Annotated in this window: 29 protein-coding genes and 1 tRNA gene; 17 read left to right on the top strand and 13 right to left on the bottom strand. The window is 69.7% G+C overall.

What is annotated here, in order from left to right:
• Positions 1-5 precede the first annotated feature (5 nt).
• Both phnE and RTA_RS11540 read left to right on the top strand, forming a co-directional pair.
• Positions 6-812 (top strand): phosphonate ABC transporter, permease protein PhnE, encoded by an 807-nt coding sequence (gene phnE / locus RTA_RS11545; protein ID WP_013901583.1) that lies wholly within the window; start codon positions 6-8, stop codon positions 810-812.
• 9 nt (positions 813-821) lie between these two features.
• Positions 822-1,391 carry a phosphonate degradation HD-domain oxygenase gene (locus RTA_RS11540; RefSeq protein WP_013901582.1) on the top strand — a complete coding sequence of 190 codons (570 nt, stop codon included), beginning with the start codon at positions 822-824 and terminating at the stop codon, positions 1,389-1,391.
• Here the strand turns inward: RTA_RS11540 and RTA_RS11535 are convergent.
• From RTA_RS11535 to phnF, 4 genes are read right to left on the bottom strand one after another with little or no spacing between them, the layout of a single operon-like run.
• On the bottom strand, positions 1,378-1,806 hold the full coding sequence (locus RTA_RS11535; protein WP_013901581.1) for a GNAT family N-acetyltransferase: 429 nt from the start codon (positions 1,804-1,806) through the stop codon (positions 1,378-1,380). The two genes, RTA_RS11540 and RTA_RS11535, sit on opposite strands and share 14 nt — an antisense overlap.
• Positions 1,803-2,363 carry a ribose 1,5-bisphosphate phosphokinase PhnN gene (locus RTA_RS11530; protein ID WP_013901580.1) on the bottom strand — a complete coding sequence of 187 codons (561 nt, stop codon included), beginning with the start codon at positions 2,361-2,363 and terminating at the stop codon, positions 1,803-1,805. Before RTA_RS11530 ends, RTA_RS11535 begins: the two co-directional genes overlap by 4 nt.
• Positions 2,360-3,052, bottom strand: coding sequence for a DUF1045 domain-containing protein (locus RTA_RS11525; protein ID WP_013901579.1), 693 nt, complete (start codon positions 3,050-3,052; stop codon positions 2,360-2,362). The genes RTA_RS11530 and RTA_RS11525 overlap by 4 nt, the downstream gene beginning before the upstream one ends.
• A complete protein-coding gene (gene phnF / locus RTA_RS11520; RefSeq protein ID WP_041675412.1) occupies positions 3,049-3,807 on the bottom strand; it encodes a phosphonate metabolism transcriptional regulator PhnF in 759 nt (252 codons plus the stop codon). The genes RTA_RS11525 and phnF overlap by 4 nt, the downstream gene beginning before the upstream one ends.
• A gap of 73 nt (positions 3,808-3,880) precedes the next feature.
• Here phnF and phnG point away from each other — a divergent pair, with 73 nt between their 5' ends.
• The 8 genes from phnG to RTA_RS11480 all read left to right on the top strand — a co-directional run bounded on the left by phnG (position 3,881) and on the right by RTA_RS11480 (position 10,251).
• Positions 3,881-4,345, top strand: coding sequence for a phosphonate C-P lyase system protein PhnG (phnG, locus tag RTA_RS11515; RefSeq protein ID WP_438865681.1), 465 nt, complete (start codon positions 3,881-3,883; stop codon positions 4,343-4,345).
• On the top strand, positions 4,342-4,944 hold the full coding sequence (gene phnH / locus RTA_RS11510) for a phosphonate C-P lyase system protein PhnH (protein ID WP_013901576.1): 603 nt from the start codon (positions 4,342-4,344) through the stop codon (positions 4,942-4,944). Before phnG ends, phnH begins: the two co-directional genes overlap by 4 nt.
• A gap of 1 nt (position 4,945) precedes the next feature.
• Positions 4,946-6,052: a carbon-phosphorus lyase complex subunit gene (locus tag RTA_RS11505; RefSeq protein WP_013901575.1), complete on the top strand. Its 1,107-nt coding sequence runs from the start codon at positions 4,946-4,948 to the stop codon at positions 6,050-6,052.
• Between the two features lie 2 nt (positions 6,053-6,054).
• A complete protein-coding gene (locus RTA_RS11500; RefSeq protein ID WP_013901574.1) occupies positions 6,055-6,951 on the top strand; it encodes an alpha-D-ribose 1-methylphosphonate 5-phosphate C-P-lyase PhnJ in 897 nt (298 codons plus the stop codon).
• The gene (phnK, locus tag RTA_RS11495; RefSeq protein WP_013901573.1) at positions 6,948-7,751 is read left to right on the top strand and encodes a phosphonate C-P lyase system protein PhnK; all 804 of its coding nucleotides are present in this window, start codon (positions 6,948-6,950) and stop codon (positions 7,749-7,751) included. The genes RTA_RS11500 and phnK overlap by 4 nt, the downstream gene beginning before the upstream one ends.
• A complete protein-coding gene (phnL, locus tag RTA_RS11490; RefSeq protein ID WP_013901572.1) occupies positions 7,751-8,440 on the top strand; it encodes a phosphonate C-P lyase system protein PhnL in 690 nt (229 codons plus the stop codon). The genes phnK and phnL overlap by 1 nt, the downstream gene beginning before the upstream one ends.
• A 25-nt stretch (positions 8,441-8,465) precedes the next feature.
• Positions 8,466-9,605, top strand: a complete 1,140-nt coding sequence (locus RTA_RS11485; protein WP_013901571.1) for an alpha-D-ribose 1-methylphosphonate 5-triphosphate diphosphatase — start codon at positions 8,466-8,468, stop codon at positions 9,603-9,605.
• 88 nt (positions 9,606-9,693) lie between these two features.
• A complete protein-coding gene (locus RTA_RS11480) occupies positions 9,694-10,251 on the top strand; it encodes an NADPH-dependent FMN reductase (RefSeq protein WP_013901570.1) in 558 nt (185 codons plus the stop codon).
• 6 nt (positions 10,252-10,257) lie between these two features.
• On the opposite strand, the gene RTA_RS11475 is transcribed toward RTA_RS11480, so the two are convergent.
• The 8 genes from RTA_RS11475 to RTA_RS11440 form a co-directional block, all read right to left on the bottom strand.
• Positions 10,258-10,533 carry a KTSC domain-containing protein gene (locus tag RTA_RS11475; protein WP_013901569.1) on the bottom strand — a complete coding sequence of 92 codons (276 nt, stop codon included), beginning with the start codon at positions 10,531-10,533 and terminating at the stop codon, positions 10,258-10,260.
• 78 nt (positions 10,534-10,611) lie between these two features.
• Positions 10,612-11,331 carry an ABC transporter ATP-binding protein gene (locus tag RTA_RS11470; RefSeq protein WP_013901568.1) on the bottom strand — a complete coding sequence of 240 codons (720 nt, stop codon included), beginning with the start codon at positions 11,329-11,331 and terminating at the stop codon, positions 10,612-10,614.
• A 2-nt stretch (positions 11,332-11,333) separates the two neighbouring features.
• On the bottom strand, positions 11,334-12,083 hold the full coding sequence (locus RTA_RS11465; protein WP_013901567.1) for an ABC transporter ATP-binding protein: 750 nt from the start codon (positions 12,081-12,083) through the stop codon (positions 11,334-11,336).
• Positions 12,076-13,074 carry a branched-chain amino acid ABC transporter permease gene (locus RTA_RS11460; RefSeq protein WP_013901566.1) on the bottom strand — a complete coding sequence of 333 codons (999 nt, stop codon included), beginning with the start codon at positions 13,072-13,074 and terminating at the stop codon, positions 12,076-12,078. Before RTA_RS11460 ends, RTA_RS11465 begins: the two co-directional genes overlap by 8 nt.
• A complete protein-coding gene (locus RTA_RS11455) occupies positions 13,071-13,934 on the bottom strand; it encodes a branched-chain amino acid ABC transporter permease (RefSeq protein ID WP_013901565.1) in 864 nt (287 codons plus the stop codon). Before RTA_RS11455 ends, RTA_RS11460 begins: the two co-directional genes overlap by 4 nt.
• A 78-nt stretch (positions 13,935-14,012) precedes the next feature.
• Positions 14,013-15,200: an ABC transporter substrate-binding protein gene (locus RTA_RS11450; protein ID WP_013901564.1), complete on the bottom strand. Its 1,188-nt coding sequence runs from the start codon at positions 15,198-15,200 to the stop codon at positions 14,013-14,015.
• 74 nt (positions 15,201-15,274) lie between these two features.
• Positions 15,275-16,849, bottom strand: a complete 1,575-nt coding sequence (locus RTA_RS11445; RefSeq protein WP_013901563.1) for a benzoate-CoA ligase family protein — start codon at positions 16,847-16,849, stop codon at positions 15,275-15,277.
• Between the two features lie 72 nt (positions 16,850-16,921).
• Positions 16,922-17,395 carry a flavodoxin domain-containing protein gene (locus RTA_RS11440; RefSeq protein WP_013901562.1) on the bottom strand — a complete coding sequence of 158 codons (474 nt, stop codon included), beginning with the start codon at positions 17,393-17,395 and terminating at the stop codon, positions 16,922-16,924.
• A 116-nt stretch (positions 17,396-17,511) separates the two neighbouring features.
• On the opposite strand from RTA_RS11440, the gene RTA_RS11435 reads away from it, so the two are divergent.
• The 4 genes from RTA_RS11435 to RTA_RS20990 all read left to right on the top strand — a co-directional run bounded on the left by RTA_RS11435 (position 17,512) and on the right by RTA_RS20990 (position 22,268).
• Positions 17,512-18,384: a helix-turn-helix transcriptional regulator gene (locus RTA_RS11435; protein WP_041676356.1), complete on the top strand. Its 873-nt coding sequence runs from the start codon at positions 17,512-17,514 to the stop codon at positions 18,382-18,384.
• A gap of 21 nt (positions 18,385-18,405) precedes the next feature.
• A complete protein-coding gene (boxC, locus tag RTA_RS11430) occupies positions 18,406-20,097 on the top strand; it encodes a 2,3-epoxybenzoyl-CoA dihydrolase (RefSeq protein ID WP_013901560.1) in 1,692 nt (563 codons plus the stop codon).
• Between the two features lie 27 nt (positions 20,098-20,124).
• Entirely contained in the window at positions 20,125-21,549 is a 1,425-nt protein-coding gene (gene boxB / locus RTA_RS11425; RefSeq protein ID WP_013901559.1) for a benzoyl-CoA 2,3-epoxidase subunit BoxB, read from the top strand.
• A 173-nt stretch (positions 21,550-21,722) separates the two neighbouring features.
• Positions 21,723-22,268, top strand: coding sequence for a hypothetical protein (locus tag RTA_RS20990; RefSeq protein WP_041675401.1), 546 nt, complete (start codon positions 21,723-21,725; stop codon positions 22,266-22,268).
• A 17-nt stretch (positions 22,269-22,285) separates the two neighbouring features.
• On the opposite strand, the gene RTA_RS11415 is transcribed toward RTA_RS20990, so the two are convergent.
• Entirely contained in the window at positions 22,286-22,675 is a 390-nt protein-coding gene (locus RTA_RS11415; protein WP_013901557.1) for a DUF488 domain-containing protein, read from the bottom strand.
• 41 nt (positions 22,676-22,716) lie between these two features.
• Between RTA_RS11415 and RTA_RS11410 the strand changes: the two genes are divergently transcribed.
• The 3 genes from RTA_RS11410 to RTA_RS20235 all read left to right on the top strand — a co-directional run bounded on the left by RTA_RS11410 (position 22,717) and on the right by RTA_RS20235 (position 23,847).
• Positions 22,717-22,793: transfer RNA gene (locus RTA_RS11410), tRNA-Pro, on the top strand.
• 158 nt (positions 22,794-22,951) lie between these two features.
• A complete protein-coding gene (locus RTA_RS20725; RefSeq protein ID WP_143762962.1) occupies positions 22,952-23,239 on the top strand; it encodes a hypothetical protein in 288 nt (95 codons plus the stop codon).
• Positions 23,236-23,847, top strand: a complete 612-nt coding sequence (locus tag RTA_RS20235; protein ID WP_013901556.1) for a toxin-antitoxin system HicB family antitoxin — start codon at positions 23,236-23,238, stop codon at positions 23,845-23,847. The genes RTA_RS20725 and RTA_RS20235 overlap by 4 nt, the downstream gene beginning before the upstream one ends.
• The last annotated feature ends 1,401 nt before the right edge of the window (positions 23,848-25,248 follow it).

The raw sequence follows: 25,248 nt of genomic DNA, 5'->3' as shown, positions 1-25,248 counted from the left end.
GGACCGTGACCGCCCAGGCCCACCTTTCCGTCGTGCAGCCGGCCGTGCCCGCGCCGCCGCGCGCCAACCTGGCGGCCCTGCTGGGCTGGGGTGTCCTGCTGGCGCTGCTGGCGGCCAGCTGGAAGGGCGCCGACATGAGGCCGCTGGACCTGCTGCGCGACTCGGCCAACATGGCCGAGTACGCCTCCAGCTTCTTCCCGCCCGATTTCCGCGAGTGGCGCATGTACCTGCAGGAGATGCTGGTGACGGTGCAGATCGCGCTGTGGGGCACCTTCCTGGCGGTGGTCTGCGCGGTGCCGCTGGGTCTGCTGTCCTCGGCCAACATCGCGCCGGCCTGGATCCACCAGCCGGTGCGGCGCCTGATGGACGCGGCGCGCGCCATCAACGAGATGGTGTTCGCCATGCTGTTCATCGTGGCCGTGGGGCTGGGGCCGTTCGCCGGGGTGCTGGCGCTGTTCGTGCACACCACCGGCATCCTGGCCAAGCTGTTCTCCGAGGTGGTGGAGGCCATCGACCCGCAGCCGGTCGAGGGCATCCGCGCCACCGGCGCCAACGTGCTGGAGGAGATCCTCTACGGCGTCATCCCGCAGGTGCTGCCGCTGTGGATCTCCTACTCGCTCTACCGCTTCGAGTCCAACGTGCGCTCGGCCTCGGTGGTCGGCATGGTGGGCGCGGGCGGCATCGGCGTGGTGCTGTGGGAGATCATCCGCGGCTTCCAGTACGCCCAGACCTGCGCCGTGATGATCATCATCGTTCTCACCGTGACCGCGATCGACCTGGTCTCGGCGCGCATCCGCAAGGCATTGATCTAGGGAACGGCCATGGCCTTGAACATCGAGCAGATCGTGTACCTCTACCGCACCGCGGGCGCGGCCCGCTACGGCAGGGAAGCCATCAACCAGGAGCAGCACGCCCTGCAGTGCGCGCTGCTGGCGCAGCAGGCCGGCGCGGGCGACGCGCTGGTCGCCGCGGCGCTGCTGCACGACCTGGGCCACCTGCTGGCCGACCACCTGCCCGGATCGGCCGCGGGCAAGGACGACCTGCACGAGTGGCGGGCCCTGCCGTTCCTGCGCGGCTACTTCCCGGACGCGGTGCTGGAGCCGATCCGCCTGCACGTGGCGGCCAAGCGCTACCTGTGCGCCGTCGAGCCGGGCTATGGGGATGCCTTGTCGCCGGCCTCCCGGCGCAGCCTGCAGCTGCAGGGCGGCGCCTTCACCGGACCGGAGGCCGCGCACTTCATCGGACAGCCTTTCGCCCGCGACGCAGTGCAGCTGCGGCGCTGGGACGACCAGGCCAAGAGCCCGACGCGCGAGACGCCCGGCTGGCATCACTGGCAGCCAGTGCTGGAGCGGGCGCGGGCGCGGCTGGGCTTTTCGGCTACAGCGTCTTGAGCAGGTACTTGGGCGACTCCCGGTAGCCCTGCCGCGCATAGAAGCGGTGCGCATCCACCCGGCGCTGGTGGCTGTGCAGCTCGATGCGGTCGCAGCCGCGGCGGCGCGCCTGCTCCACCGCATGCGCCTCCAGCACCGCGCCCAGCCCCAGGCTGCGCGCCCGCTCGTGCACGCACAGGTAGCTGATGCGGCAGAAGTCGCCGGGCAGCGCCAGCTGCGGGATGAAGTGCAGCGAGATCAGGCCCAGCACCTCGCCGCCGGCCTCGGCCAGCAGCAGCAGCGCGTCCGGGTGGGCCGCCAGCTCGGCGAGCCGGCGCGGCACGAAGGCCTCGCCGCCGGGATAGCCGAGCTGGGCGAGCAGGGCGATGACGGCCGGCGCGTCGCCGGGCCCAGCCGGGCGGACCGCGGGCGTCATGCGGCCAGCTCCCGCAGCCAGTCGCGCAGCGCGCCGGCGGCACGTTCCAGCGGTCCGTCGTTGACCAGGACCAGGTCGGCCGCCAGGGCGGGCAGCGCCGCATTGCGGTGCAGGCGGCCGGCCACCGCCTGGGCCGGCTCGCGGCCTCGCGCCAGCAGCCGCTGCCGCAGCGCCTCGGCCGGCGCGGTGATGAGCACGCTGCGCACGTCGGCGCGGCCGGCCAGGCCGGCCACGTGCTCGCGCGAGCCGTTGACCACGACGATGCGGCCCTGCGCCACCAGGTCGGCGTAGGCCGCGCGCACCCCGTACTGGTGGCCGTGCGCCTCCCAGTGCCAGGCCAGGCCGCCGGACTCGCCCAGCGCCCGCATGGCCGCGGGCGAGACCTCGTCGTGGTCCGAACCGGGGTGCGTGGCGCGCGTGACCAGCCGGCGCGCGAACACGATGCGCGGCTCGCGCGCCAGCGCGGCCTCGGCCCAGGCCAGCAGGCTGTCCTTGCCGGCGCCCGAGGGGCCGCAGGCCATGACCCAGCAGCCGGAGGGGGCCCGTCCTTGCTTCATGGCGCCAGCTCCTCCTCGTGCAACCGCACGAAGGCCGCGCCGGGCCGTGGCTCGCCGAACAGGCACAGGCGGTCCAGCAGCAGCGGGTGCCCGGTGTCCAGGCGGTCCAGCGCCGGCGGCAGGTGCACCATCAGCCGGGCGGCCGTGGCCGCATCGACCAGACCGCTGAGCGTCATGTGGAAGCGGAAGCGTTCCAGCACGTGCGGGTAGCCGTGCGCGGCCAGCAGCTCGCGGCCGCGCGCGTCCAGCCGCCGGGGCTGGCGGCGCGCGATCTCGGCTTCGGTCAGCGGGGCGCGCAGGCCGTCCAGGTCCGTGACGCACTGCGCGGCCAGCGCATCCAGCCCCGGTGGGGCACGGGCCGGCACCAGCGCGACAAAGCCTTCCATGTGCCGCGGCACCAGCCCGCCCAGCGGCAGGCGGCGCAGGCGACCGGCCAGCAGGCGCAGGCGGTCGCGCAGCTGCGTCTCGGTGGCGCCCTCGCGCAGCCGGAACGGCGCCTTGAGCGTCGCATGGAAACCGTAGCGTCGCGGTTCCCCGGTCAGTTGCGCGAGTTGGCCGGCGTCGAAGCCGGGCACGGCAGGCTGGGCCAGCGGCGCGTCGCGCAGCTCGTCGCGCCCCAGCCAGCCGGCGCCGAAGTCCCACCAGGGCGAGCCCACGGCCGGGGCGAAGTAGACGGCGTACCGGTTCATGGGGCCGTCTGGTCCATGCACACGCACAGCTGCACCCGGTCGCCGCAGAACACGGTCTCCCCGAACTTGATCGGCACCCCCTGCAGGTCCACGTCCAGGCTTTCCACGCACAGCAGCGGCCGGGTGACGGGCTGGCGCAGCAGCCGCGCCGTCTCTTCGCTGGGCATCTGGGTGGTGATGCGGCTCTCGGCGCGCAGGTAGTCCTCCACCCCCAGGCGGCGCAGGACCTCGGTGGTGCTGGTGCCCTCGCCCAGCATCTCCAGCATGGCGCCGAAGCGCGCCGCGGGGTAGTAGGCCGTCATCAGGCTGAGGGGCTGGCCGTTGGCCTCGCTGAGGTTCTCGACCATGAGCACGGGCTCCTTGGGCGCGAGCCGCAGCTCGCGCGCCACCCGCTCGCCGGCCGGCTGGCTGCGCGCGGTCAGCCACTGCTTGGCCGGCAGCAGGCCCTGCCGCTGCAGGTTCTCGGAGAAGCGCGTGCGGCGCGACAGCGGATAGCTCACCAGCGCCTGCTGCACGAACATGCCGCGTCCCTGCTCCACGCGCAGCAGACCCTCCGACTGGAGGGCGTTGACCGCCTGGCGCAGCGTGTGGCGGTTGACGCCGAAGCGGGCCGACAGCTCGGTTTCGCTGGGCAGGCGGCCGGTGTCGCTGTAGCGGCGGTTGCGGATGTCCTCGGCCAGGGTGTCGGCGATCTGGCGCCATACCGACACGCCACTGCGGCGCGCGGGCGGTGCGAAGTGGAGGTGGTCTGTCATCAGTCGGTCATGTTGCGGGGTTGAAGTGGCGGTCGCGGCGGGCATGCCCGCGACTCTACGAACCCATCTAGACATCCGTATGACAGCTTGTGAACGCCCTGAAACACGCCGCCGGCGCTGGCTGGCGGTGCTGGCGCGGGCCGGCCGCGACCAGCTCGACCAGGCCGCCGCCCGCTGCGCGCCCTGGCCCGCGCACGAGTGGCTGCGCGGCGCCGAGACCGGCATGGTGATGCTGCGCGGCCGGGTCGGGGGCACCGGCGACGCCTTCAACCTGGGCGAGGCCACGGTGACGCGCTGCGCGGTGCGCATGGGCACGCGCCTGGGCGTGGGTTACACCCTGGGCCGCGACCGGCGCAAGGCCGAGCTGATCGCGCTGTTCGACGCCTTGCTGCAGGACGAAGCGCTGGCACCGGCGCTGATGGACGAGGTGGTGGAGCCGCTCGCCCGCGCCCAGGCGCAGGCCCGCGAGGCGCGCAGCCGCGAGGCGGCGGCCTCGCGCGTGGAGTTCTTCACCATGGTGCGCGGGGAGGCGGCATGAGCGTGGAAGCCGCCGCGCCCCTCCCTGGCCTCGCCGATCCCGTGCGCGACGCCCAGCGGGCCTTCCGCGCCGCGCTGGAGGCGCTGTCGCGCCCCGGTCGCGTGCACGCGGTGGGCGCACCCATCGCCGGCCTGGCGCTGGGGCCCGCGCTGTCCCACCTGCTGCTGGCCCTGGCCGACGAGGACACGCCCGTGTGGTGGCAGCAGCCCGATGCCGCGCTGCAGCAGTGGCTGCGCTTCCACACCGGCGCGCGCGTCGCCGCCTCGCCGCGGGAGGCCGCCTTCGCCGTGGTGCGGGATGCGCAGCGCCTGGCCGCGCTGGACGGCTTCACGGCCGGCAGCCTGGCGTCGCCGGAGGGGTCCTGCACCCTGATCGTCGAACTGCCTTCGCTGGCCGGCGGGCCGGTGCTGCAGGCGCACGGGCCGGGCATCCGCGAACGCCAGGCCATCGCCCCGGCCGGCCTGCCCGAGCGCTTCTGGGCCCAGTGGCAGGCCAACCATGCCGCCTTTCCCCAGGGCGTGGATGTGTTCTTCACCTGCGGCGACCAGGTCATGGGCCTGCCGCGCACCACCCGCATCAGCCGCCTGGAAGGAGTCTGAGATGTACGTTGCGGTCAAGGGCGGCGCCGCCGCCATCGAGAACTCCTGGCGCCTGCTGGCGCAGCAGCGCCGCGGCGACGCGGCGGTGGCCGAGCTGCAGGTGGCGCAGGTGCGCGAGCAGCTGCCCCTGGCCGTGGACCGGGTCATGGCCGAGGGCTCGCTGTACGACCCCGGGCTGGCGGCCCTGGCCATCAAGCAGGCGGCCGGCGACCTGGTGGAGGCGATCTTCCTGCTGCGCGCCTACCGCACCACGCTGCCGCGCTTCGGCTACGCCCAGCCGCTGGACACCGCGCGCATGCACCTGGCGCGCCGCATCTCGGCCACCTTCAAAGACGTGCCGGGCGGGCAGGTGCTGGGGCCGACCTACGACTACACGCAGCGCCTGCTGGACTTCGCGCTGCTGGCCGACGGCGCGCCGGACGGCGCCGCGCCCGCCCTGACCCCCGCCGCCGAGCCCCTGCCCCAGGCCATGCCCCGGGTGCAGGCGCTGATGGCGCGCGAAGGCCTGATCGAGACGCCGCAGCCGCGGGCGGACGCCGAACCGGGCGACCTGACGCGCGAGCCGCTGATTTTCCCTGCCGACCGGCCGCTGCGCCTGCAGGCGCTGGCGCGCGGCGACGAGGGCTGGCTGCTGGCCATGGGCTACTCGACGCAGCGCGGCTACGCCAACGGCCATCCCTTCGCCGGCGAGATCCGGCGCGGCGAGGTGGCGGTGGAGCTGGTGGCCGACGAGCTGGGTTTCGCGCTGGACATCGGCGACGTCGAGGTCACCGAATGCCAGATGGTCAACCAGTTCGCCGGCAGCCGCGACGTGGCGCCGCAGTTCACGCAGGGCTACGGCCTGGCCTTCGGCGGCAGCGAGCGCAAGGCCATGGCCATGGCGCTGGTGGACCGGGCGCTGCGCGCGGGCGAGCTGGGCGAGCCGGTGGTGGCGCCGGCGCAGGACGAGGAGTTCGTGCTTTCGCACGCCGACGTGCTGGAGGCCTCGGGCTTCGTGCAGCACCTGAAGCTGCCGCACTACGTGGACTTCCAGTCCGAGCTGGAGCTGGTGCGCAGGCTGCGCGCCGAGCATGCGCGCCAGCGTGCCGACGACAAAAAGGTGGCCTGACCATGGACTCGCACTACAACTTCGCCTTCCTGGACGAGCGCACCAAGAAGATGATCCGCCGGGCCATGCTCAAGGCGGTGGCGGTGCCGGGCTGCCAGGTGCCCTTCGGCTCGCGCGAGATGCCCTTCGCCTACGGCTGGGGCACCGGCGGCATCCAGGTCACGGCCAGCCTGATCGGGCGGCAGGACGTGCTCAAGGTGATCGACCAGGGGGCCGACGACACCACCAACGCGGTGAACATCCGCCGCTTCTTCGAGCGCACCACCGGCGTGGCCACGACGGAGCGCACGATGCAGGCCACGGTGATCCAGACGCGGCACCGCATCCCCGAGGCGCCGCTGACCGAGCGGCAGGTGCTGGTCTACCAGGTGCCCATGCCCGAGCCGCTGTTCCGCCTGGAGCCGCGCCGCACCGAGGCGGTCAGGATGCACGCGCTGGCCGAGTACGGGCTGATGAACGTCAAGCTGTACGAGGACATCGCCCAGCTCGGCGCCATCTCGCGCACCTACGACTACCCGGTGGTGGTGGGCGGCCGCTATCTCGCCTCGCCGTCGCCCATCCCCAAGTTCGACAACCCCAAGATGCACATGAGCCCGGCGCTGCAGCTGTTCGGCGCTGGCCGCGAGAAGCGGATCTACGCCATCCCGCCCTACACCGAGGTGCGCAGCCTGGACTTCGAGGACCATCCCTTCGAGGTGCAGCGCTGGGAGCATGCCTGCGCGCTGTGCGGCTCGCGCGAGAGCTTCCTGGACGAGATGATCGTGGACGACGCCGGGCGCCGCCTGTTCGTCTGCTCCGACAGCGACTTCTGCGGCGGGCGCCGGGCGGCCGGGCATGCAGGCGCGCAGGAAGCCGTCCTCCCGCGGGAGAGGCGGGAAGACCGCCAGGAGCAGCCATGAGCGACCAGGTGCTTCTGCGCGCCGACGGCGCCGGCAAGCAGTTCGTCCAGGCCGGGCGGCCCCGCTGGGCCTGCCGCGGCGTCTCGTTCGACCTGCACGGCGGCGAGGTGCTGGCGGTGGTGGGCGAATCGGGTTCGGGCAAGAGCACGCTGCTCAAGCTGCTGGCTGCCCGGCTGGCCTGCGACGAGGGCGCGGTGTCCTATGACGTGCGCACCGGGGAAGCGGGCGGGGGCGGCGGCCTGGTGGACCTGGCGCGGCTTTCCGAGGCGCGCCTGCGCTGGCTGGCGCGCACCGACTGGGGCTTCGTGGAGCAGCAGGCGCGCGAGGGCCTGCGCATGAACGTCTCCGGCGGCGCCAACATCGGCGAGCGGCTGATGGCGCTGGGCGCGCGCCACTATGGCCGGCTGCGCGGCGAGGCGCTGCACTGGATGGAGCGCGTGGAGCTGGACGCCGGCCGCATCGACGACCTGCCGGGCACCTACTCGGGCGGCATGCAGCAGCGGCTGCAGATCGCCCGCAACCTGGTCACGCGGCCGCGGCTGGTGTTCATGGACGAGCCCACCACCGGGCTGGACGTCTCGGTGCAGGCGCGCCTGCTGGACCTGCTGCGCGAGTTGGTCGACGAACTGCGGCTGGCCGCCGTGATCGTCACGCACGACCTGGCCGTGGCACGGCTGCTGGCGCACCGCCTGCTGGTGATGAAGGACGGCCAGGTGGTCGAGCAGGGACTGACCGACCGCGTGCTGGACGACCCCCAGCATCCCTACACCCAACTGTTGGTCTCTTCCATCCTGACCTGATGAACGCACTGCTCGAGGCCCAGGGCCTGTCCAAGACCTTCACCCTGCACGGCCGCGGCGGCGTGCAGCTGCCGGTATTCACCGGCGTGAGCCTGCAGGTCGCCGCCGGCGAATGCCTGGCCCTCACGGGGCGCTCCGGCAGCGGCAAGAGTTCGCTGCTGCGCTGCCTGTATGGCAACTACGGCGCGACCCAGGGCGAGATCGACCTGCTGCACCGCGGCCGGCGGCTGCGGCTCACGCAGGCCGCGCCGCGCGAAGTGATCGAGGCGCGCCGCGACACGCTGGGCTACGTGTCGCAGTTCCTGCGCGTCATCCCGCGCGTGCCGGCGCTGGACGTGGTGGCGCAGCCGCTGCGCCAGCGGGGCGTGGGGCCCGGCGAGGCCCGCGCCCGCGCCGGCGAGTGGTTGGCCCGGCTGAACCTGGGCGAACGGCTGTGGCAGCTGCCGCCGGCCACCTTCTCGGGCGGCGAGCAGCAGCGCGTCAACATCGCCCACGGCCTGATCGCCGGCCATCCCATCCTGCTGTTGGACGAGCCCACGGCCTCGCTGGACGCCGCCAACCGCCGGGTGGTGGTGCAGCTGATCCGCGAGGCCTGCGCGCGTGGCGCGGCGGTGGTCGGCATCTTCCACGACGAGGAGGTGCGCGAGGCGGTGGCCACGCGCTGCCTGGACGTCGAAGCCTTCAGGTAATGGCCCCCCAACTTCAGGAGCATTCATGAACCAGCGCATCATCCGCAACGCGCGCATCGTCACCGCCAGCGACACCTTCCTCGGTTGCGCGGTGGTCGAGGGCGGCAGCTTCCGCGCCATCGACTGGGGCGGAAGCTCGTCGCCCGCCGCCGAGGACTGGGAGGGCGACTGGCTGCTGCCCGGCCTGGTGGAGATGCACACCGACAACCTGGAGAAGCACCTGGTGCCGCGGCCCGGCGTGATCTGGAACGCGACCTCGGCCACGGTGACGCACGATGCGCAGTGCGCGGCCGCCGGCATCACCACGGTGCTGGACTCCATCGTGATCGGCGACATGGACCAGGGCGGCACGCGCAGCCAGACCTACCAGACCTCGATCGATGCGCTGCATGCCTGCCGCGAGGCGGGCCTGATGCGGGTGGAGCACCTGCTGCACCTGCGCTGCGAGGTGTCGGCGCCGGACATCGTGGAGAACTTCGAGCGTTACGCCGACGACCCGCTGGTCGAGCTGGTCAGCGTGATGGACCACACGCCCGGCCAGCGCCAGTGGCGCGACCTGGCCAAGTACCGCCGCTACAGCGAGCGCAACGGCAGCCTGCGCGACGAGGAGTACGAGCGGATGGTGCGCGAGCGCACCGAGCAGCAGGCGCGGTTCGCCGCCCGGCACCGGGCGCAGGTGGTGGCCGGCTGCCACGCGCGCGGCATCCCGCTGGCCAGCCACGACGACACGGAGATCGAGCACGTGGCGCTGGCGCGCGAGGAGAAGGTGGCGATGTCGGAGTTCCCGACCACGGTGCGCGCGGCCGAGGCGGCACGGGCGGCCGGCATGGCCATCGTCATGGGCGGACCTAACCTGGTCAAGGGGGGTTCGCACTCGGGCAACGTGGCGGCCGCCGAGCTGGCCGCGCGCGACCTGCTGGACATCCTGTCCTCCGACTACGTGCCGTCCAGCCTGCTGCAGTCGGCCTTCCTGCTGCGCGACCAGCTGGGCTGGACGCCGCCGCGCGCGGTGGCCACCGTCAGCCTCAACCCTGCCCAGGCACTGGGTCTGCCGGACCGTGGAGAGATCGCCCCCGGCCGCCGCGCCGACTTCATCCGCGTGCGCGAGGTCGGCGGCATGCCGGTGGTGCGCGGCGCCTGGTGCCGCGGTGAGCGGGCCTTCTGAGCGCAGCCCCAACCGAATTCAGTTGCTTGCTGAGCGCACGGCTGCGGTGCCGGCGCGAATAATGGGGCGGCCACCAAGGGGGGTCTCCATGGACAGCTTCCGCATCGCCGTTTTCGTCGGCAGCCTGCGCCGTGAGTCGTACAACCACCAGCTGGCGCTCGCGCTGGCAGGCATGGGCGCGCCGGGTTTCAGCTTCGAGCCGTCGCGCATCGACGACCTGCCGATGTACAACCAGGACGACGATGCCCACCCGAGCGAGCCGGTCCGGCGGCTGAAGGACGAGATCGCCCACGCCCAGGGCCTGCTGTTCGTCACGCCCGAGTACAACCGCTCCATCCCCGGCGTGCTCAAGAATGCGCTGGACCACGGCTCGCGGCCCTACGGGCAGAGCGCGTGGGCCGGCAAGCCGGGCGGCGTCATCGGCATCAGCGTGGGCGCCATCGGCACGGCGGTGGCCCAGCAGCACCTGCGCACCGTCCTGGCCTATTTGGACGTGCCCACGCTGGGCCAGCCCGAGGGCTACCTGCAGCACAAGCCCGGCTTCTTCGCGCCGGACGGCGGCATCGGCCCGGATGACACGCGCCAGTTCCTGCAGGGGTGGATGGCCGAGTTCTGCGCCTTCGTGCGGCTGCACGAAGGCGTCTAGCGCCGCTCAGGCGTCGGCGCGCGGCGCACGCCCGAGCTTGTCGCAGCGGTGCCGCGGCTTGATGTGCTGGTTGACGTAGATGCCCAGCGAGCCGGAGGTCATGAGCGCCACGAACTCCTCCGGCTCGACCCCGTGGTAGCGGTAGGACTCGCGCGAGGCGAACTCGATGTCCAGGGTTTGGCGGTCGCGTTCGTAGGCCAGGCTGCGAACGCCCTGGGACAGGCCCTCGGTCCGGGCGTAGTAGCGCCTGCCGTGTTCGGGAAAGGGGAAGCCTTCAGCCATGGCCGCATTGCCGCATGCGGGCCGGCCAAGGCGCGTGGGCCCTCGCCGGCGATCGCTGTCAGGCGCGCCTGACCCCGGCTACACGCCCAGGTGCTGCTCCAGCAGCTGGGGCTGGGCCCGCAGCTGCGCCGAGGTGCCGGAGAAAACGACCTCGCCCTTGACTAGGATGAGGTTGCGATCGGTCACCTGGGTCACCTGCTTCCAGTTCTTGTCCACGATCACGCTGGAGATGCCGGTCTCGCGGATGAGGCCGCAGATGCGCCAGATCTCGCGCGCGATCAGCGGCGCCAGGCCCTCGGTGGCCTCGTCCAGGATCAGCACGTCCGGGTTGGTCATGAGGGCGCGGCCGATGGTCAGCATCTGCTGCTCGCCGCCCGACAGCTGCTGGCCGCCGTGGCCCAGGCGCTCCTTCAGCCGCGGGAAGGTGTCGAGCACGCGCTCGTAGGTCCAGTCCCGTTGCCCGCGCGTGCCGGGGCGCGCCGCCATCCTGAGGTTCTCGACCACGCTGAGGTTGCCGAAGATGCCGCGGCCCTCGGGCACGTAGGCGATGCCGCGCTGCGCGACTTCGTAGGGCGCGCAGCCGGCCATGTCCCGGCCCGCGATGCGCACCGTGCCGCTGCGCGGCCTGACCAGGCCCATCAGGCTCTTGAGCAGGGTGCTCTTGCCCATGCCGTTGCGGCCCATCAGGCCGATGGTCTCGCCGCGGCCGACCTGGAAGTCGATGCCGCGCAGGATGTGGCTCTGGCCGTAGTAGGTGTTCAGGCCGCGGGCGTCGATGAGGAGTTCGGCGGATGACACGGTCAGTGTTCCTCCCCGAGGTACGCCGCCTGCACGTTGGCGTCGGCGCGGATCTGCGCCGGCGTGCCGCTGGCGATGACCTGGCCGTTGACCATGACGGTGAGCCGGTCGGCCAGGGCGAACACCGCGTCCATGTCGTGCTCCACCAGCATCACGGCGTGCTCGGCCTTCAGCCGCTGCAGCAGCTCGACCATGCGCTCGGCTTCCACCGTGCCCATGCCGGCCAGCGGCTCGTCCAGCAGCAGCACGCGCGGCTCGGTGGCCAGCGTCATGGCGATCTCCAGCTGGCGCTGCTCGCCGTGGCTGACGGTGCCGGCGACCGCGTCCTTGCGGTGCTCCAGGCCGGCCAGCGCCAGCGCCCGCTGCGCCCGCTCGTTGGTGGCGGCGAAGGAGGTGGCGCGGCGCAGCCAGCGCGCCGGATGCGGCGCCCGCGACTGCGCGGCCAGGCGCACGTTCTCCCAGACGGTGAAGGGCAGGAAGATGTTGGTCTTCTGGTAGCTGCGTCCCAGGCCGGCCTTGGACACGCTCTCGGGCTTCCAGCCGGTGACGTTGGCCTCGCCCAGCGTGATGGTGCCGGAGGTGGGCGCCAGGTCGCCGGACAGCAAATTGGCCAGCGTGGACTTGCCGGCGCCGTTGGGGCCGATCACGGCGTGGATGCGGCCGCGCCAGAGGTCGACCGACACCTCGTTCACGGCCGCCAGGCCGCCGAAGCGCTTGGTGAGGTTCCTGGCCGACAGCAGCACCTCACTCATGGTCCGCCTCCTTGCGCCGCAGCAGCCCCGCCGCCAGGCCCAGCAGGCCGCGCGGCGCGAACAGCACCACGCCCACGATGAACAGGCCCATCCACAGCTGCCAGTGCTTGCCGGCGCGGAACGCGCCGATGTCGGGCAGGTCCTTGAACAGGTGCAGCAGGTACTCGAAGGCGAAGGCACCGACGATGGCGCCGGCGAAATTGCCCATGCCCCCCAGGATCACCATCATGATGGCGTGCGCGCTCATGTGGAAACCCATCAGCTCGGGGTTGATGAAGCCGGTCTGCGCGCCCCACAGGTAGCCGGCCAGGCCGGCCAGCGCGCCCGCCAGGGTGAAGGCGGCCAGCTTGTAGCCGAAGGTGCCGTAGCCCATGGCACGCATGCGGTGCTCGTTGACGCGGATGCCGGCCAGCACCCGGCCGAACGGGCTCCACAGCAGGCGGCGCAGGAACAGGTACACCGCCACCAGCACCGCCAGGGTGAAGTAGTAGAAGACCAGCCGGTTCTCCAGGTCGAACAGCGCGGCATGAGGCTTGAAGTTGATGTAGATGCCGTCCGAGCCGCCCAGCGCCTTGTTGTCGAAGAACAGGTAGAAGACCATCTGGGCGAAGGCCATGGTCACCATGATGAAGTAGATGCCGTGGGTGCGCACCACGAAGAAGCCGATCACCAGCGCCGCCAGGCCCGCGGCCGCCACGGCGGCCGGCAGCGTCCACCACAGGCTGGCCGGCTCGCCGGCCGGCGTGAGGAAGGCCAGCGCGTAGCCGGCCAGCCCGAAGAAGGCGGCATGGCCCAGCGACACCAGGCCGGTCACGCCCTGCAGCAGGTCCAGGCTCATGGCGAAGATGGCCAGGATCATCATGCGCGCCACCATGGACGCGTAGAAGTCCGTGCCAAAGAAGGGGAAGGCCGCCAGGGCCAGCAGGCCCAGCAACAGCGCGACCTGCAGGCCGCGCGGCAGGATTTCGAGATGGGATTTCGCGGCGCTCATTGTTTGAACAGGCCTTCCGGCTTCCACAGCAGCACGGCCGCCATCAGCATGTAGACCAGCATGCCCGAGACCGCGGGCAGCAGCACCTTGCCGAAGGTGTCCACCGCGCCCACCAGCAGGGCCGCGATCAGCGCGCCGCGCACCGAGCCGATGCCGCCGATCACCACCACCACGAAGCACATGATCAGCACCTGCGAGCCCATGTTGGGGTACACGCTGGAGATGGGCGAGGCGATCATGCCCGCCACGGTGGCCAGCGCCACGCCGATGGCGAAGACGATGGCGTGGATGCGCTTGATGTTGACGCCCAGCGCCTCGGTCATGTCGCGGTTGAAGGCGCCGGCGCGGATCTTCATGCCCAGGCGCGTCCTGGAGATCAGCAGGTACAGGCCGATCGCGAGCGCGATGCACACGCCGGACATGAACAGCCGGTACACCGGGTAAGACAGGTTGTCGGTGAGCGGGATGGACGCCGACAGCGCCGCCGGGATGCTCACGCCGTGCACGTCGTCGCCCCACAGCATGGAGCGCATCTCCTCGAAGATGTAGATCAGGCCGAAGGTCAGCAGCACCTGGTCCAGGTGGTCGCGCTGGTAGAAGTGGCGGAACAGCAGCCGCTCCAGCAGCAGGCCGAACAGCACCGCCAGCACCGCGCCGCCGGCGATGGCCAGCGTCAGGCTGCCGGAGCGGCTGGAGAGGAACCAGGCGAGGTAGGCGCCCAGCATGTAGAAGCTGCCGTGGGCGAGGTTGACCACGCCCATGATGCCGAAGATCAGCGTCAGGCCGGCCGCGAGCATGAACAGCAGCAGGCCGTACTGCACGCTGTTGAGCAGCTGGATGAGGAAGTTGGCGAGGTCCATCGTGGAGGAGGCGTCAGCACGGGATGTGCCAAAAAAATGGGAGGTGCGGGCACCTCCCATCGCGGCGGGTGTGGGCGCTCAGCCCATGCGGCAGCCGGCGCCGGAATCGGCCAGCGCCTTGGCGGCGATGCCGATCACCTTGTTGTCCTTGTTCTCGACCCGGCGCAGGTAGATGTCCTGGATCGGGTTGTGGGCCTTGCTCATGGTCCACTTGCCGCGCGGGCTGTCGATGGTCTGCGACTCCAGCGCCTTGTGGAAGGCCTGCTTGTTGGCTATGTCGCCCTTGACCGCGGCCACGCCCTGCGACAGCAGCAGGCCCGTGTCGTAGCCCTGCACGGCGTACACGTCGGGCTGCATCTTGAAGCTGCTGGCGTAGGCCGCGCGGAACTGGCGGTTGCGCGGCGTGTCCAGCGAGTCGGCGTAGTGCATGGTGGTCATGATGCCGTCGGCGGCCGGGCCGGCGGCGTCCAGCACGCCCTCGGTCAGGAAGCCCGAGCCCCACAGCGGGATCTTGTCCTTCAGGCCGGCCGCGGCGTAGTCGCGGATGAACTTGGCCGCGCCGCCGCCGGCGAAGAAGCAGGCCACGGCATCGGGCTTGAGCGAGGCGATCTCGGTCAGCAGCGCCTGGAACTCCACGTTGGGGAAGGGCAGGCCCAGTTCCTTGACGATGGTGCCGCCGGCCTTGGTATAGCTGTCCTTGAAGCCCTCGAAGGCCTCGTCGCCCGCGGCGTACTTCCAGGTGATCCAGACCGCGCGCTTGTGGCCCGCGTCCATCATGGGCTTGCCCAGGGCCAGCGTGGGCTGGCTGTTGGTGAACGAGGTGCGGAACACGTTGGGCGCGCACAGGGCACGGGTGGCGGCGTGCACGCCGGCGTTGGGGATGAGGCTGAGCACGCCGGACTCGCGCGCCACCCGCTGGATGCCCATCTGCACGCCCGAGTGCACGGTGCCGATCAGCACGTCGACCTTGTCGCGCTGGACCAGGCGGGTGGCGTTCTCCACGCCCTTGGACGGCTCGGACTCGTCGTCCACCTTGAACCACTCGATCTCGCGGCCGCCCAGCTTGCCGCCCTTCTCGTCGATGGCCATGCGCACGCCGTTCTCGATGGCCAGGCCCAGCTGGGCGAAGGTGCCGGTGTAGGGCAGCATGAAGCCCACGCGCACCCGGTTGGACTGGGCACGCACGATCCCGGGCAGCAGCAGGCCGGTGGAGGCGGCGCCGACGATGGCGGCGCTGCGGGTGAGGACGAGGCGGCGGGTGGTCATGGGGGCAAGTCTCCTGTTGGTTCAGCCTGCGTGTTTGTAACCCGTGGCGGCAGGTCTCGCCACATGAATAACCCTCAATGGCGCGCCGCGGCGCGCAGCTTGAAGCGCTGGATCTTGCCGGTGGCGGTCTTGGGCAGCTCGGGCACGAACTCGATCCAGCGCGGGTACTTGTAGGGCGCCAGCTGGTTTTTCACGTGCGCCTGCAGGTCCGCCGCGCTGGCCTGCCCACCGGGCTTGAGCACCACGTAGGCCTTGGGCTTGACCAGTCCGTCCTCGTCGGCCACGCCGATCACCGCCGCCTCCAGCACCGCCGCATGCGTCATCAGCGAGGCTTCCACCTCGAAGGGCGAGACGTAGATGCCGCCCACCTTGAGCATGTCGTCGCTGCGGCCGCCGTAGGTGTAGTAGCCGTCGGCGTCGCGGGTGTACTTGTCGCCGCTCTTGGTCCAGTCGCCGCAGAAGGTGGCCTTGGTCTTGGCCCGGTTGTTCCAGTACATCAGCGCCGCGCTGGGGCCGCGGATCTGCAACTCGCCGATCTCGCCCGCGCCGCACTCGCGGCCGTCGTCGCCCACGATGCGCAGCTCGTAGCCTGGCACCGCCTGGCCGGTGGTGCCGTAGCGCACCGCGCCGGGGCGGTTGGACAGGAAGATGTGCAGCATCTCGGTGGAGCCGATGCCGTCCAGGATCTCGCAGCCGTAGGCCTCGGTCCAGCGCCTGCCGATGTCGGCGGGCAGGGCCTCGCCGGCGCTGGTGCAGATGCGCAGGTTGAGCTCGGACCGCCGGGGCCGCTGTGCGTCGGCCAGCAGCCCGGCATAGAGCGTGGGCACGCCGTAGAAGATGCTGGGCCGGAATTTCCCGAGGACGCCGAATACGTCGGCCGGCGTGGGCCGGGCCGGCAGCAGCACCGTGGTGGCGCCGACGCTCAGGGGGAAGGTGAGGGCGTTGCCCAGGCCGTAGGCGAAGAACAGCTTGGCCGCGGAGTACACCACGTCGTCCTCGCGGATGCCCAGCACGGCGCGGCCGTACAGCTCGGCGGTCTGGATCAGGTGCGAGTGCAGGTGCACCGTGCCCTTGGGCGCGCCGGTGGAGCCGCTGGAGTACAGCCAGAAGCAGGCTTCGTCGGCGCAGGTGGCCGCCACCCTCGGCGTGGCCTCGCCGGCCGCGACCCAGCCGGCCACGCTGTCCTCGCCCTCGGCGCCGGCCACCACCACGTGGCGCAGCGATGGCAGCTTGCCCAGCAGGGGCTCGAACGCCGGCAGCAGCGGCTTGGAGACGAACAGCGCCTGCGAGCGCGAGTCGCGCAGCATGAACTCGAAGTCCCTGGGGGTCAGCAGCGTGTTCACCGCCACCGGCACCACGCCGGCCAGGATGGCGCCCAGGAAGACGACCGGCCACTCTGGCGTGTCCAGCATCGCCACCAGCACGCGGGTCTCGGGCACGATGCCCCGGCTGCGCAGGCCGTTGGCGAAACGGTGGGCGCGTTCCGTGAGTTCGCCGTAGGTCAGCGTGGCGCCGCTGGCGGCGTCGATGAAGGCGGCCTTGCCGGCGCGTCCGGCGTTGCGCGCCAGCAGGTCATGGGCGGCGTTGTAGTCGCGCGGGATCTCCACCCGCGGCGGGCTGCTGCTGTGGTCGGCCTGGCTCAGGTTCAAGGCTTGTCTCCGGATGCTTTGGTTTTTGTGGCAGCCGGCCCCCGACCGGAGCGGGCTGCAGCCGATGGCGCCTTAAGCGGCGGCGGCGGTGGCGGGCTTGAGCGCCTGCGCCAGCCACTCGCGGCACCAGGCCGTGCCTTCCTCTTCGGGCAGGGTGCCGGCGCTGGCGTCATGGCACCAGACCTCGCCGACGCGCTGGGCGCCCAGGTTCGTGAGCCGCTCGTCGAACTTCTTGCCGCCGAAGCAGAAGGTCTGCAGGTAGGTGCGGTCGCCCAGGGCGATCACGCCGTAGCGCACATGGCCCAGGAACTTGGGCTGCGCGTCCATGGATTCGTACAGCTGGCGGGCGTTGTCCGGCACGTCGCCCGAGCCGTAGGTGGAGGTGCAGATGAGATAAAGTGCATCTTCGTCGAAGACACTGATGTCCAGTCCGTCCATCAGCTGCACCTCGATGTCGCCCACCAGGTCGGCGCAGTCCATCTGGATCGCCTGCGCCACGTAGTCGGCGGTGCTGGTCATGGTGCCGACGAGGATCTTGAGCTTCATCAAAGTCTCCAGAAAGAAAGATGCAATAAACTGCTTGACATCAGAGTGAGAGGAAGTATACTGCAATTCGACGCCCGTGCAAGCCTTCTCCCGCCTCATCCTTTCCCATGCAGCTCATGACCGACCCCGAAGCCAAGGCCACGCTGGCCGAGCTGGGCACGCGCGTGCGGGCCTGGCGGGCACGCCGCGGCATGACGCGCAAGCAGCTGGCCGCTGATTCCGGCCTGTCCGAGCGCTTCCTGGCCGACGTGGAAGGCGGCAAGGGCAACGTGTCCATCAACTCGCTGGAAGCGGCGGCCCGGGCGCTGAACATCACCATCCTCGAGCTGCTGCAGGACGCGCCCCGGCCGGCGCTGGCCCGCGTGCAGTCGCTGCTGGGCCGGCTGGACGAAGGCCAGCTGGACCAGGCCTATGCGCTGCTGGCCGCCAGCTTCGGCCTGGCCGACGAGCAGGGCCGGGAAAAGCGCGTCGCGCTGATCGGCCTGCGCGGCGCCGGCAAGTCCACGCTGGGCGCGCAGCTGGCGGCCGGGCGGGGCGTGCCCTTCGTCGAACTGGACCGCGAGATCGAGCGCGAGGCCGGCACCAGCATGAACGAGATCCTGCTGCTGCATGGCCAGGCCGGCCTGCGGCGCCTGGAGCGCCGGGCGCTGCTGCGCATCGCCGAGGACAACGCCGAAGGCGTGGTCATGACCACCGGCGGCAGCATCGTCAGCGAGCGCGAGACCTTCGACCTGCTGCAAAGCCGCTTCTGGTGCGTCTGGCTCAAGGCCAGCCCCGAGGAGCACATGAGCCGCGTGGTCGCCCAGGGCGACATGCGGCCCTTTGATTCGACCCGGGGCGCGACCAGCGAAGCCCTGGACGACCTGCGCCGCATCCTGGCCAGCCGCGAACCCCTGTATGCCCGCGCCGACGCCGTGGTGGACACCGCCGCGCGCAGCGTCAAGCAATCCTTCAAAGACCTGGAGCGCGCCGTTCCAGCCCCGCGTTAGAGACCCAAGGAGACAAGTGCCATGAACGCCATGACCGAACCCCTGCTGTTCAAGCAGGGCGACCGCGAACTGGTCAGCTTCGCCACGCACCCGGCCAAGTACCAGCACTGGCAGCTGGCGGTGGAAGGCGACGTGGCGCGCCTGAAGCTGGACATCAACGAGGACGGCGGCATCAAGCCCGGCTACAAGCTCAAGCTCAACTCCTACGACCTGGGCGTGGACATCGAGCTGCACGACGCCGTCAACCGCATCCGCTTCGAGCATCCGCGGGTCAAGGTGGTGGTGTTCGAGTCGGCCAGGGAGAAGATCTGGTGCTCGGGCGCCAACATCTACATGCTGGGCCTGTCCTCGCATGCCTGGAAGGTGAACTTCTGCAAGTTCACCAACGAGACGCGCAACGGGCTGGAGGATTCCTCGCGCCACGACGGGCTGAAGTCGCTGGCGGCCGTGACCGGCGCCTGCGCCGGCGGCGGCTACGAGCTGGCCCTGGCCTGCGACCGCATCGTGATGGTGGACGACCGCTCCTCCACCGTCAGCCTGCCGGAGGTGCCGCTGCTGGGCGTGCTGCCCGGCACCGGCGGCCTGACCCGCGTGACCGACAAGCGCAAGGTGCGCCGCGACCTGGCCGACATCTTCTGCACCACCAGCGAGGGCGTGCGCGCCGACCGCGCCAAGGACTGGAAGCTGATCGACCAGCATGCCAAGCCGCAGCAGTTCGGCGCGCTGGTGGCCGCCGAGGTCGAGGCGCTGCGCGCGCAGTCCACGCGGGGCGGCGCCGACAAAGGCATCGAGCTCACGCCGCTGGGTGGCAAGATCGACGAGCAGGGTTACCACTACAGCGTGGTCGATGCCCAGGTCGACCGCGCCGCGCGCATCGCCACGCTGACCGTCAACGCGCCGGCCGCCCCTATCGAGTCCACCCCGCAGGCCATCGAGGCCGCCGGTGCCGACTGGTGGCCGCTGAAGCTGGCGCGCGAGCTGGACGACGCGATCCTCAACCTGCGCACCAACGAGCTGGAGGTCGGCACCTGGGTGATCAAGACCCGCGGCGACGCGCAGCGGGTGCTGCAGGCCGACGCGGTGCTGGAGCAGCACCAGGACCACTGGCTGGTGCGCGAGACCATCGGTGCGCTGCGCCGCACGCTGGCCCGCCTGGACGTGACCAGCCGCTCGCTGATCGCGCTGGCCGACCAGGGCTCGTGCTTCGCCGGCACCTTCTACGAGCTGGCGCTGGCCTGCGACCGCATCTACATGCTGGACCTGCCGGACTCTCCCGATGCCGCCCCGGCGCTGCAGCTGTCGGCGGCCAACTTCGGCCGCTACCCGGTGGTCAACGGCCTGACGCGCCTGCAGACGCGCTTCAACGAGGACGCCGGCACCATCGCCCAGCTGCAAGGCCTGCAGGACAGCCCGCTGCGCGCCGACCAGGCGCTGGGCCTGGGCCTGGTGACGCTGACGCCGGACGACATCGACTGGGACGACGAGATCCGCATCATGCTGGAGGAGCGCGCCTCGCTCTCGCCCGACGCCATGACCGGCCTGGAGGCCTCGCTGCGCTTCCCCGGCAGGGAGACCATGGAGACGCGCATCTTCGGCCGCCTGTCGGCCTGGCAGAACTGGATCTTCATCCGTCCGAACGCGGTGGGCGAGGAGGGCGCGCTGAAGCTGTTCGGCACCGGCAAGAAGGCCAGGTTCGACTGGAAGCGCATCTGAGACAGACACTGGATTGAAGGACACACCATGAGCACCATCGACCTGCAAGCCCTGATCCCCAACAACGTGCACCTGGCCGAGAACCGCCAGCTGCAGCGCGCGCTGGAGCACTGGCAGCCCGCCTTCCTGAACTGGTGGGACGAGATGGGTCCCAGCGACTTCAAGGCCAAGGAGGTCTACCTGCGCACCGCCGTGGGCGTGGACGCGTCCGGCTGGGCCAGCTACGGCTACACGCCCATGCCCGACTACCGCTGGGGCATCTTCCTGGCCGACAAGGAGGAGGGCCGCAAGATCGGCTTCGGCGACTTCATGGGCCAGGACGTCTGGCAGGACGTGCCCGGCGAGTTCCGCTCCACCTTCCGCCGCCTGATCGTGACCCAGGGCGACACCGAGCCGGCGTCGGTGGAGCAGCAGCGCCTGCTGGGCCATACTGCGCCGTCGCTGTACGACCTGCGCAACCTGTTCCAGGTCAACGTGGAGGAGGGCCGCCACCTCTGGGCCATGGTCTACCTGCTGCACGCCCACTTCGGCCGCGACGGCCGCGAGGAGGCCGAGGAACTGCTGGAGCGCCACTCGGGCGACCCCAACAAGCCGCGCATCCTGGGCACCTTCAACGAGCCCATGGACAACTGGCTGTCCTTCTTCATGTTCACCTACTTCACCGACCGCGACGGCAAGTTCCAGCTCAAGAGCTTCGCCGAGAGCGCGTTCGACCCGCTGGCGCGCACCACGCGCTTCATGCTGACGGAGGAGGCGCACCACATGTTCGTGGGCGAGACCGGCGTCGGCCGCGTGATCAAGCGCACGCTGGAGGTGATGAAGGAGCTGGACACGGACGACGCGGCCACCCTGCGCAAGGCCGGCGTGATCGACCTGCCCACCATCCAGAGATTCCTGAACTTCTGGTTCTCCAGCTCGCTGGACCTGTTCGGCTCGGAGTCCTCCTCCAACGCCGCCAACTACTTCAGCAACGGCATCAAGGGCCGGCCCGACGAGGCCAAGTTCGCCGACCATGTGGAAGCCGACACCGAGATGAGCATCCAGGTGCCCGACGGCAAGGGCGGGGTGAAGAACGAGACCATCGGCGTGCGCAACGGCATGAACGAGGTGACGCGGCTGGAGTACGTGAAGGACTGCAACGTGGGCATCACCCGCTGGAACATGGGCCTCAAGCGCGCCGGCGTGAATTTCGAGCTCAAGCTGCCGTCGACGCGCTTCCGCCGCCAAGTCGGCGTCTGGGCCGGCATTGCCACCACCCCGGAAGGCCAGCCCATCAGCCAGGCGGAATGGGACGCCAGGAAGGACCAGTGGCTGCCCACGGACGCCGACACGGCCTTCGTCAAGAGCCTGATGCAGCGCGTGACCGAGCCGGGCAAGATGGCCGCCTGGATCGCGCCGCCGGACCGCGGCATCAACGCCCAGCCGGTCGAGTACCAGTACGTCAAGCTCTGAAGCAGAGCGGCCGTGTCCTACGGCCTGCGCGGCATTGGCCTGCTGGGAAAGTTTCCCATGTCCGATGCCAGCCGCCTGCAGGACGGTTCACGATGACTCCACACCCGGCGCAGCCCTTGCGCCGGGGTTCTGACAAGGAGATCGTGATGATGAACAGCAAACTCTTCGGCTTAATGCTGGCTTCCGCCCTGGCCGGCGGCGCCGTGGCGCAGACCGCGGCGGGCACTTCGGCGACGGGCACCGGAGCGGGCGCCAACGCTGGCGCGGGCGGCAGCGTGTCCGTCCAGGAACCGGTGACCGGGGGCGGCGCTACCACGGGCGGCACCCTGGGCGCCAGTGGCGGCGCCATCGTGCAGCCCGGCGCGACGGCCGGTTCCACCCCCGGCAGCGCCACCACCAGCGGGGCCACGGGCAGCGGCACCACCTTGTCCGGTCCCGCCGGCACGGGCGCGCCGGTGAGCGGCACCGCCGGCACCCGCTCGGCCGCCGGCGCCGACAGCGGTTCGACCTCGGGCGCGGGCGCGAACGCGACCAACAGCACGACCACCAACGTCAACGTGCTGGGCGGCAGCGGCACCCGCAGCGGCAGCACCGCGACCTCGCCCAGCGGTTCGTCGTCCTCCTCCTCGTCCGCCACGCAGAACCGGGCCGACTGCCCGCCGGGACTGGCTAAGAAGGACAACGGCTGCATGCCGCCGGGACAGGCCAAGAAGCACTGAGGCTGACCAGCGCGGGATCAGGGCGCGATGTCCGCCCCGCGCTGCGCGAGCAGTTCGCGCAGCAGCGAGCGGTGGCAGCGCGCCTCGTCCGCGCAGTAGCAGCCCACCGAGAAGTCGGCGGTGCGCGACAGCGCCGCCAGCAGGTCCAGCGTGCGGCTGGGCTCCGGCCGCGCCATCTCGGCCTTGTACTTGCGGGTGAAGGCCGCCCATTCCTTGTCGGTCTGGGCGGCCAGCGCCATGTGCACCGTCTCCTGGCTGGGCGCGAGGTTGGGGTACCACACGTCGTACCAGTCGCCTGTGGCGAACTCGCTTTTGGGCACGCCGCGCGGCGGCCGGCGCACGGTGCCGATGCGCAGGCCTTCGCCCGCGGCGCGCGGGCTGCCCAGGCGGACGATGCGGATGGTCATGGGGCCTCCTGCCGAAGGCGGCCGCTAGAATGGCGGCCAGTCGGAGCGTAGCGCAGTCTGGTAGCGCATCTGGTTTGGGACCAGAGGGTCGTAGGTTCGAATCCTATCGCTCCGACCAGCTAACCCCTTGATTCATCAAGGGGTTTGTCTTTTCGGGCCTGCTCAAGAGTTGAGCACTTCTCTAACTGCGCTGAGTGTTTCTAACTCTAACGATCGCCGGTCCGACGCAGGGTTGGTTGACCGTTGAAGTAAGATGGTGATATCACCCGCGATATCATGAATTTGCGTAAGATCAACAAGCTCGAGGCGGAGCTCCGAGCGGTTCTGAAGTCGCCGAGTAGTCGTTCGAGCACTTACATGCGCAGTCTTGCAAAGCAGGTGGAGAGAAAGATGGTCAATCGCGGCAAAGAGCCGACCTTCGAGCGCCACGATCCTCCACCTCTGCCCCCGCTAACGATTCCCGGGCATCCGGGCGACCTTTCCATCGGTGTTGTTCGCAGCGTCGCGAACCAGCTCCTCAACGATCTTGATGAGTGGCGTTTGCATCTACAGCAGCAGGAATGAAGATGACGAGAAACATTGGTTCGAAAAGTGCTCAGCGAGGGCTACCAAGCACTTATGTCAGGAGACTCACTGTGGATCCTGACGGCGGGTACGTGGCAACGGTGCACGAGTTGCCCGGCTGTATCGGTTCCGGAAAGACTGGTGATGAGGCGCTTAGCAGCTTAGAAGGCGCAGCCACGTCATGGATTCAGGCGCACCTCGCCGCGGGTCAAAAGCTGCCCGACCCCGCAAACTATGATGAATGTAGTGGGAAGATCGCCCTGCGTATCTCACGACGCCTCCACATGCAGGCTGCGGAACGGGCCGACTTGGAAGGTACAAGTCTCAATCAGTTGATCGCCACAGCATTGGCGCGGTATCTCTCTACAGCAGATGCTCGGGATGAGATACGCCGTGCATTGGAGAGCAGACTGTCAGACGCTCGACTCAGCATCTACAACGACAACCGAACGTACGTTGCTCTGACGCCGTCAACCCAAAGAGTGGAGTCGACCGAAATCATTGATTCACTTCCAGCGAGATCAAAGCCGCTGATGATGACACTTGGTGCTGCTGAAGCTATGAATTACACAAACGTTCGTGCCGGCGAGCGCACGCTTGTGCGCTGAGAGGGATTGTTGAATGGTGACGCGAGCTTCAAAGAGCACTCCGAAGAAGTCGTCAAATACTTCGAAACCGGGGGGGGGAGAAGCCGGGGCGGCGTTCGAGGTCGTTAGTGAGCCGCATGCCCGCCTCTACCTTGCTGACGACATCCGTACTGAGAGCACTGGCAAAGTGATGGCAATCGGTCTGTACCCAGACCTTATTGTAATTTTGCAGGTCCCTGCTGATGCCCCGCCTCCAACTGACGAAGTTCCGTATGGCATCGGTCGATTGGCTTTCATGATCACGATTGGAGGGGTTGAGGGGACAGGCCCCGTGACCATACAGTTGGCTGAAGGCGGTCCGGAAAAGACCTTGACGGTGACGATACAACCTGGTGGCTCCGCCAATCTGATCTCGACAGCTGAGCCACTGTTGATCAAGTCGTTTGGCGTCAAGCAAGCGAGGGTTACATTCGCAGGAGCTACCATTAGCTTGCGGTATGAGATTCGCAAGGGTGTTCTACCGCAGTAGATGCAGTCGCAGATTAGGCTCGCTATCGCGTTGCCTCCGTCGTCTGCGCCTTTCGATGTCTCACGTAGCCGCCAACCAGCTAACCAACAGTTCACTATTAAGCGCGTGTTGGTGCACCACATATCCGTGCACCTCTGATGCGGGCTATGAGCCGGTCGAATTCTTCACCAGCCCAGGCGTGCACACGTTCGCAAGCTGGCGCACAGCCTCAAGGTTGACTCCGTCAGGGTAACGTCTTAGCTCGCGGCACGGATCGGTACGGTTGCCTATCCGCTGAGCATCTGAGGCGCCCTCACTAGTAGCCACCGCCATGAAGGCTGAGGTACGCTGTGCCTGGGAGGTCGTCCATGTTGAAGGTTCTGACCCCGCTTGCACTGTCAATCCTGTGCGCCTGCGGAAGCTCGTCCGACAGCTATGAGGATGCCGTTGCGGAAGCAAACGCCAAGGAGGCCGAAGCCCGCGGCTTAGGCGTGGACATACCATGCGAGCGCGATCAGTGTGGCGTGCTCGTGTTCTCCGGCACGCGCTATTGCCTGGAAGTTTTCTATCAGCCCTACTCCCTGATTGCACCATCAGCGGCAGCGGCCGCGGCCGCTGCCAGCGCTGCGGCAGGGGGTCAGCGCAGCTTGGCGAATACAGCACGCGAGCGCCTGGGACAGATAGAAGGCGTTATGTGCCCAGCAGGTCAGCCATCACCACCGGAGGTTGCGTGCGTTGCGTCCCGATGCGAAGCTGCACGGTGAGCTGAGCTTGGTAGAAGAGGCGCCTCACAAGAGGGGGCCTCACGGCCGCGTCAGAGCTGCCCACAGGCGCTGTGCACAACTCGGGCGTGCCTCGCTCGTGCAGCGGCGTGGATATTCGGGAAAAAGTCCCCTTCCGAAACCAGCGCGCCG

The sequence above is a fragment of the Ramlibacter tataouinensis TTB310 genome (assembly GCF_000215705.1).
GTDB classification, from domain to species: domain Bacteria; phylum Pseudomonadota; class Gammaproteobacteria; order Burkholderiales; family Burkholderiaceae_C; genus Ramlibacter; species Ramlibacter tataouinensis.
Note: the sequence above shows the minus strand (reverse complement) of the source record. Positions and strands in the feature narration are given on the sequence as shown.

Coding starts and splice junctions, on each gene's coding strand:
- RTA_RS11530 (WP_013901580.1), bottom strand. CDS start 2,363: ATGAAGCAAGGACGGGCCCCCTCCGGCTGCTGGGTCATGGCCTGCGGC.
- RTA_RS11455 (WP_013901565.1), bottom strand. CDS start 13,934: ATGGACCTCGCCAACTTCCTCATCCAGCTGCTCAACAGCGTGCAGTAC.
- phnF (WP_041675412.1), bottom strand. CDS start 3,807: ATGACAGACCACCTCCACTTCGCACCGCCCGCGCGCCGCAGTGGCGTG.
- boxB (WP_013901559.1), top strand. CDS start 20,125: ATGAGCACCATCGACCTGCAAGCCCTGATCCCCAACAACGTGCACCTG.
- phnK (WP_013901573.1), top strand. CDS start 6,948: ATGAGCGACCAGGTGCTTCTGCGCGCCGACGGCGCCGGCAAGCAGTTC.
- boxC (WP_013901560.1), top strand. CDS start 18,406: ATGAACGCCATGACCGAACCCCTGCTGTTCAAGCAGGGCGACCGCGAA.
- RTA_RS11480 (WP_013901570.1), top strand. CDS start 9,694: ATGGACAGCTTCCGCATCGCCGTTTTCGTCGGCAGCCTGCGCCGTGAG.
- RTA_RS20235 (WP_013901556.1), top strand. CDS start 23,236: ATGAAGATGACGAGAAACATTGGTTCGAAAAGTGCTCAGCGAGGGCTA.
- RTA_RS11540 (WP_013901582.1), top strand. CDS start 822: ATGGCCTTGAACATCGAGCAGATCGTGTACCTCTACCGCACCGCGGGC.
- RTA_RS11440 (WP_013901562.1), bottom strand. CDS start 17,395: ATGAAGCTCAAGATCCTCGTCGGCACCATGACCAGCACCGCCGACTAC.
- RTA_RS20990 (WP_041675401.1), top strand. CDS start 21,723: ATGCTGGCTTCCGCCCTGGCCGGCGGCGCCGTGGCGCAGACCGCGGCG.
- RTA_RS11525 (WP_013901579.1), bottom strand. CDS start 3,052: ATGAACCGGTACGCCGTCTACTTCGCCCCGGCCGTGGGCTCGCCCTGG.
- phnH (WP_013901576.1), top strand. CDS start 4,342: ATGAGCGTGGAAGCCGCCGCGCCCCTCCCTGGCCTCGCCGATCCCGTG.
- RTA_RS11535 (WP_013901581.1), bottom strand. CDS start 1,806: ATGACGCCCGCGGTCCGCCCGGCTGGGCCCGGCGACGCGCCGGCCGTC.
- RTA_RS11450 (WP_013901564.1), bottom strand. CDS start 15,200: ATGACCACCCGCCGCCTCGTCCTCACCCGCAGCGCCGCCATCGTCGGC.
- RTA_RS11500 (WP_013901574.1), top strand. CDS start 6,055: ATGGACTCGCACTACAACTTCGCCTTCCTGGACGAGCGCACCAAGAAG.
- RTA_RS11415 (WP_013901557.1), bottom strand. CDS start 22,675: ATGACCATCCGCATCGTCCGCCTGGGCAGCCCGCGCGCCGCGGGCGAA.
- RTA_RS11460 (WP_013901566.1), bottom strand. CDS start 13,074: ATGAGCGCCGCGAAATCCCATCTCGAAATCCTGCCGCGCGGCCTGCAG.
- RTA_RS11435 (WP_041676356.1), top strand. CDS start 17,512: ATGACCGACCCCGAAGCCAAGGCCACGCTGGCCGAGCTGGGCACGCGC.
- phnL (WP_013901572.1), top strand. CDS start 7,751: ATGAACGCACTGCTCGAGGCCCAGGGCCTGTCCAAGACCTTCACCCTG.
- RTA_RS11505 (WP_013901575.1), top strand. CDS start 4,946: ATGTACGTTGCGGTCAAGGGCGGCGCCGCCGCCATCGAGAACTCCTGG.
- RTA_RS20725 (WP_143762962.1), top strand. CDS start 22,952: ATGAATTTGCGTAAGATCAACAAGCTCGAGGCGGAGCTCCGAGCGGTT.
- RTA_RS11475 (WP_013901569.1), bottom strand. CDS start 10,533: ATGGCTGAAGGCTTCCCCTTTCCCGAACACGGCAGGCGCTACTACGCC.
- RTA_RS11485 (WP_013901571.1), top strand. CDS start 8,466: ATGAACCAGCGCATCATCCGCAACGCGCGCATCGTCACCGCCAGCGAC.
- RTA_RS11465 (WP_013901567.1), bottom strand. CDS start 12,083: ATGAGTGAGGTGCTGCTGTCGGCCAGGAACCTCACCAAGCGCTTCGGC.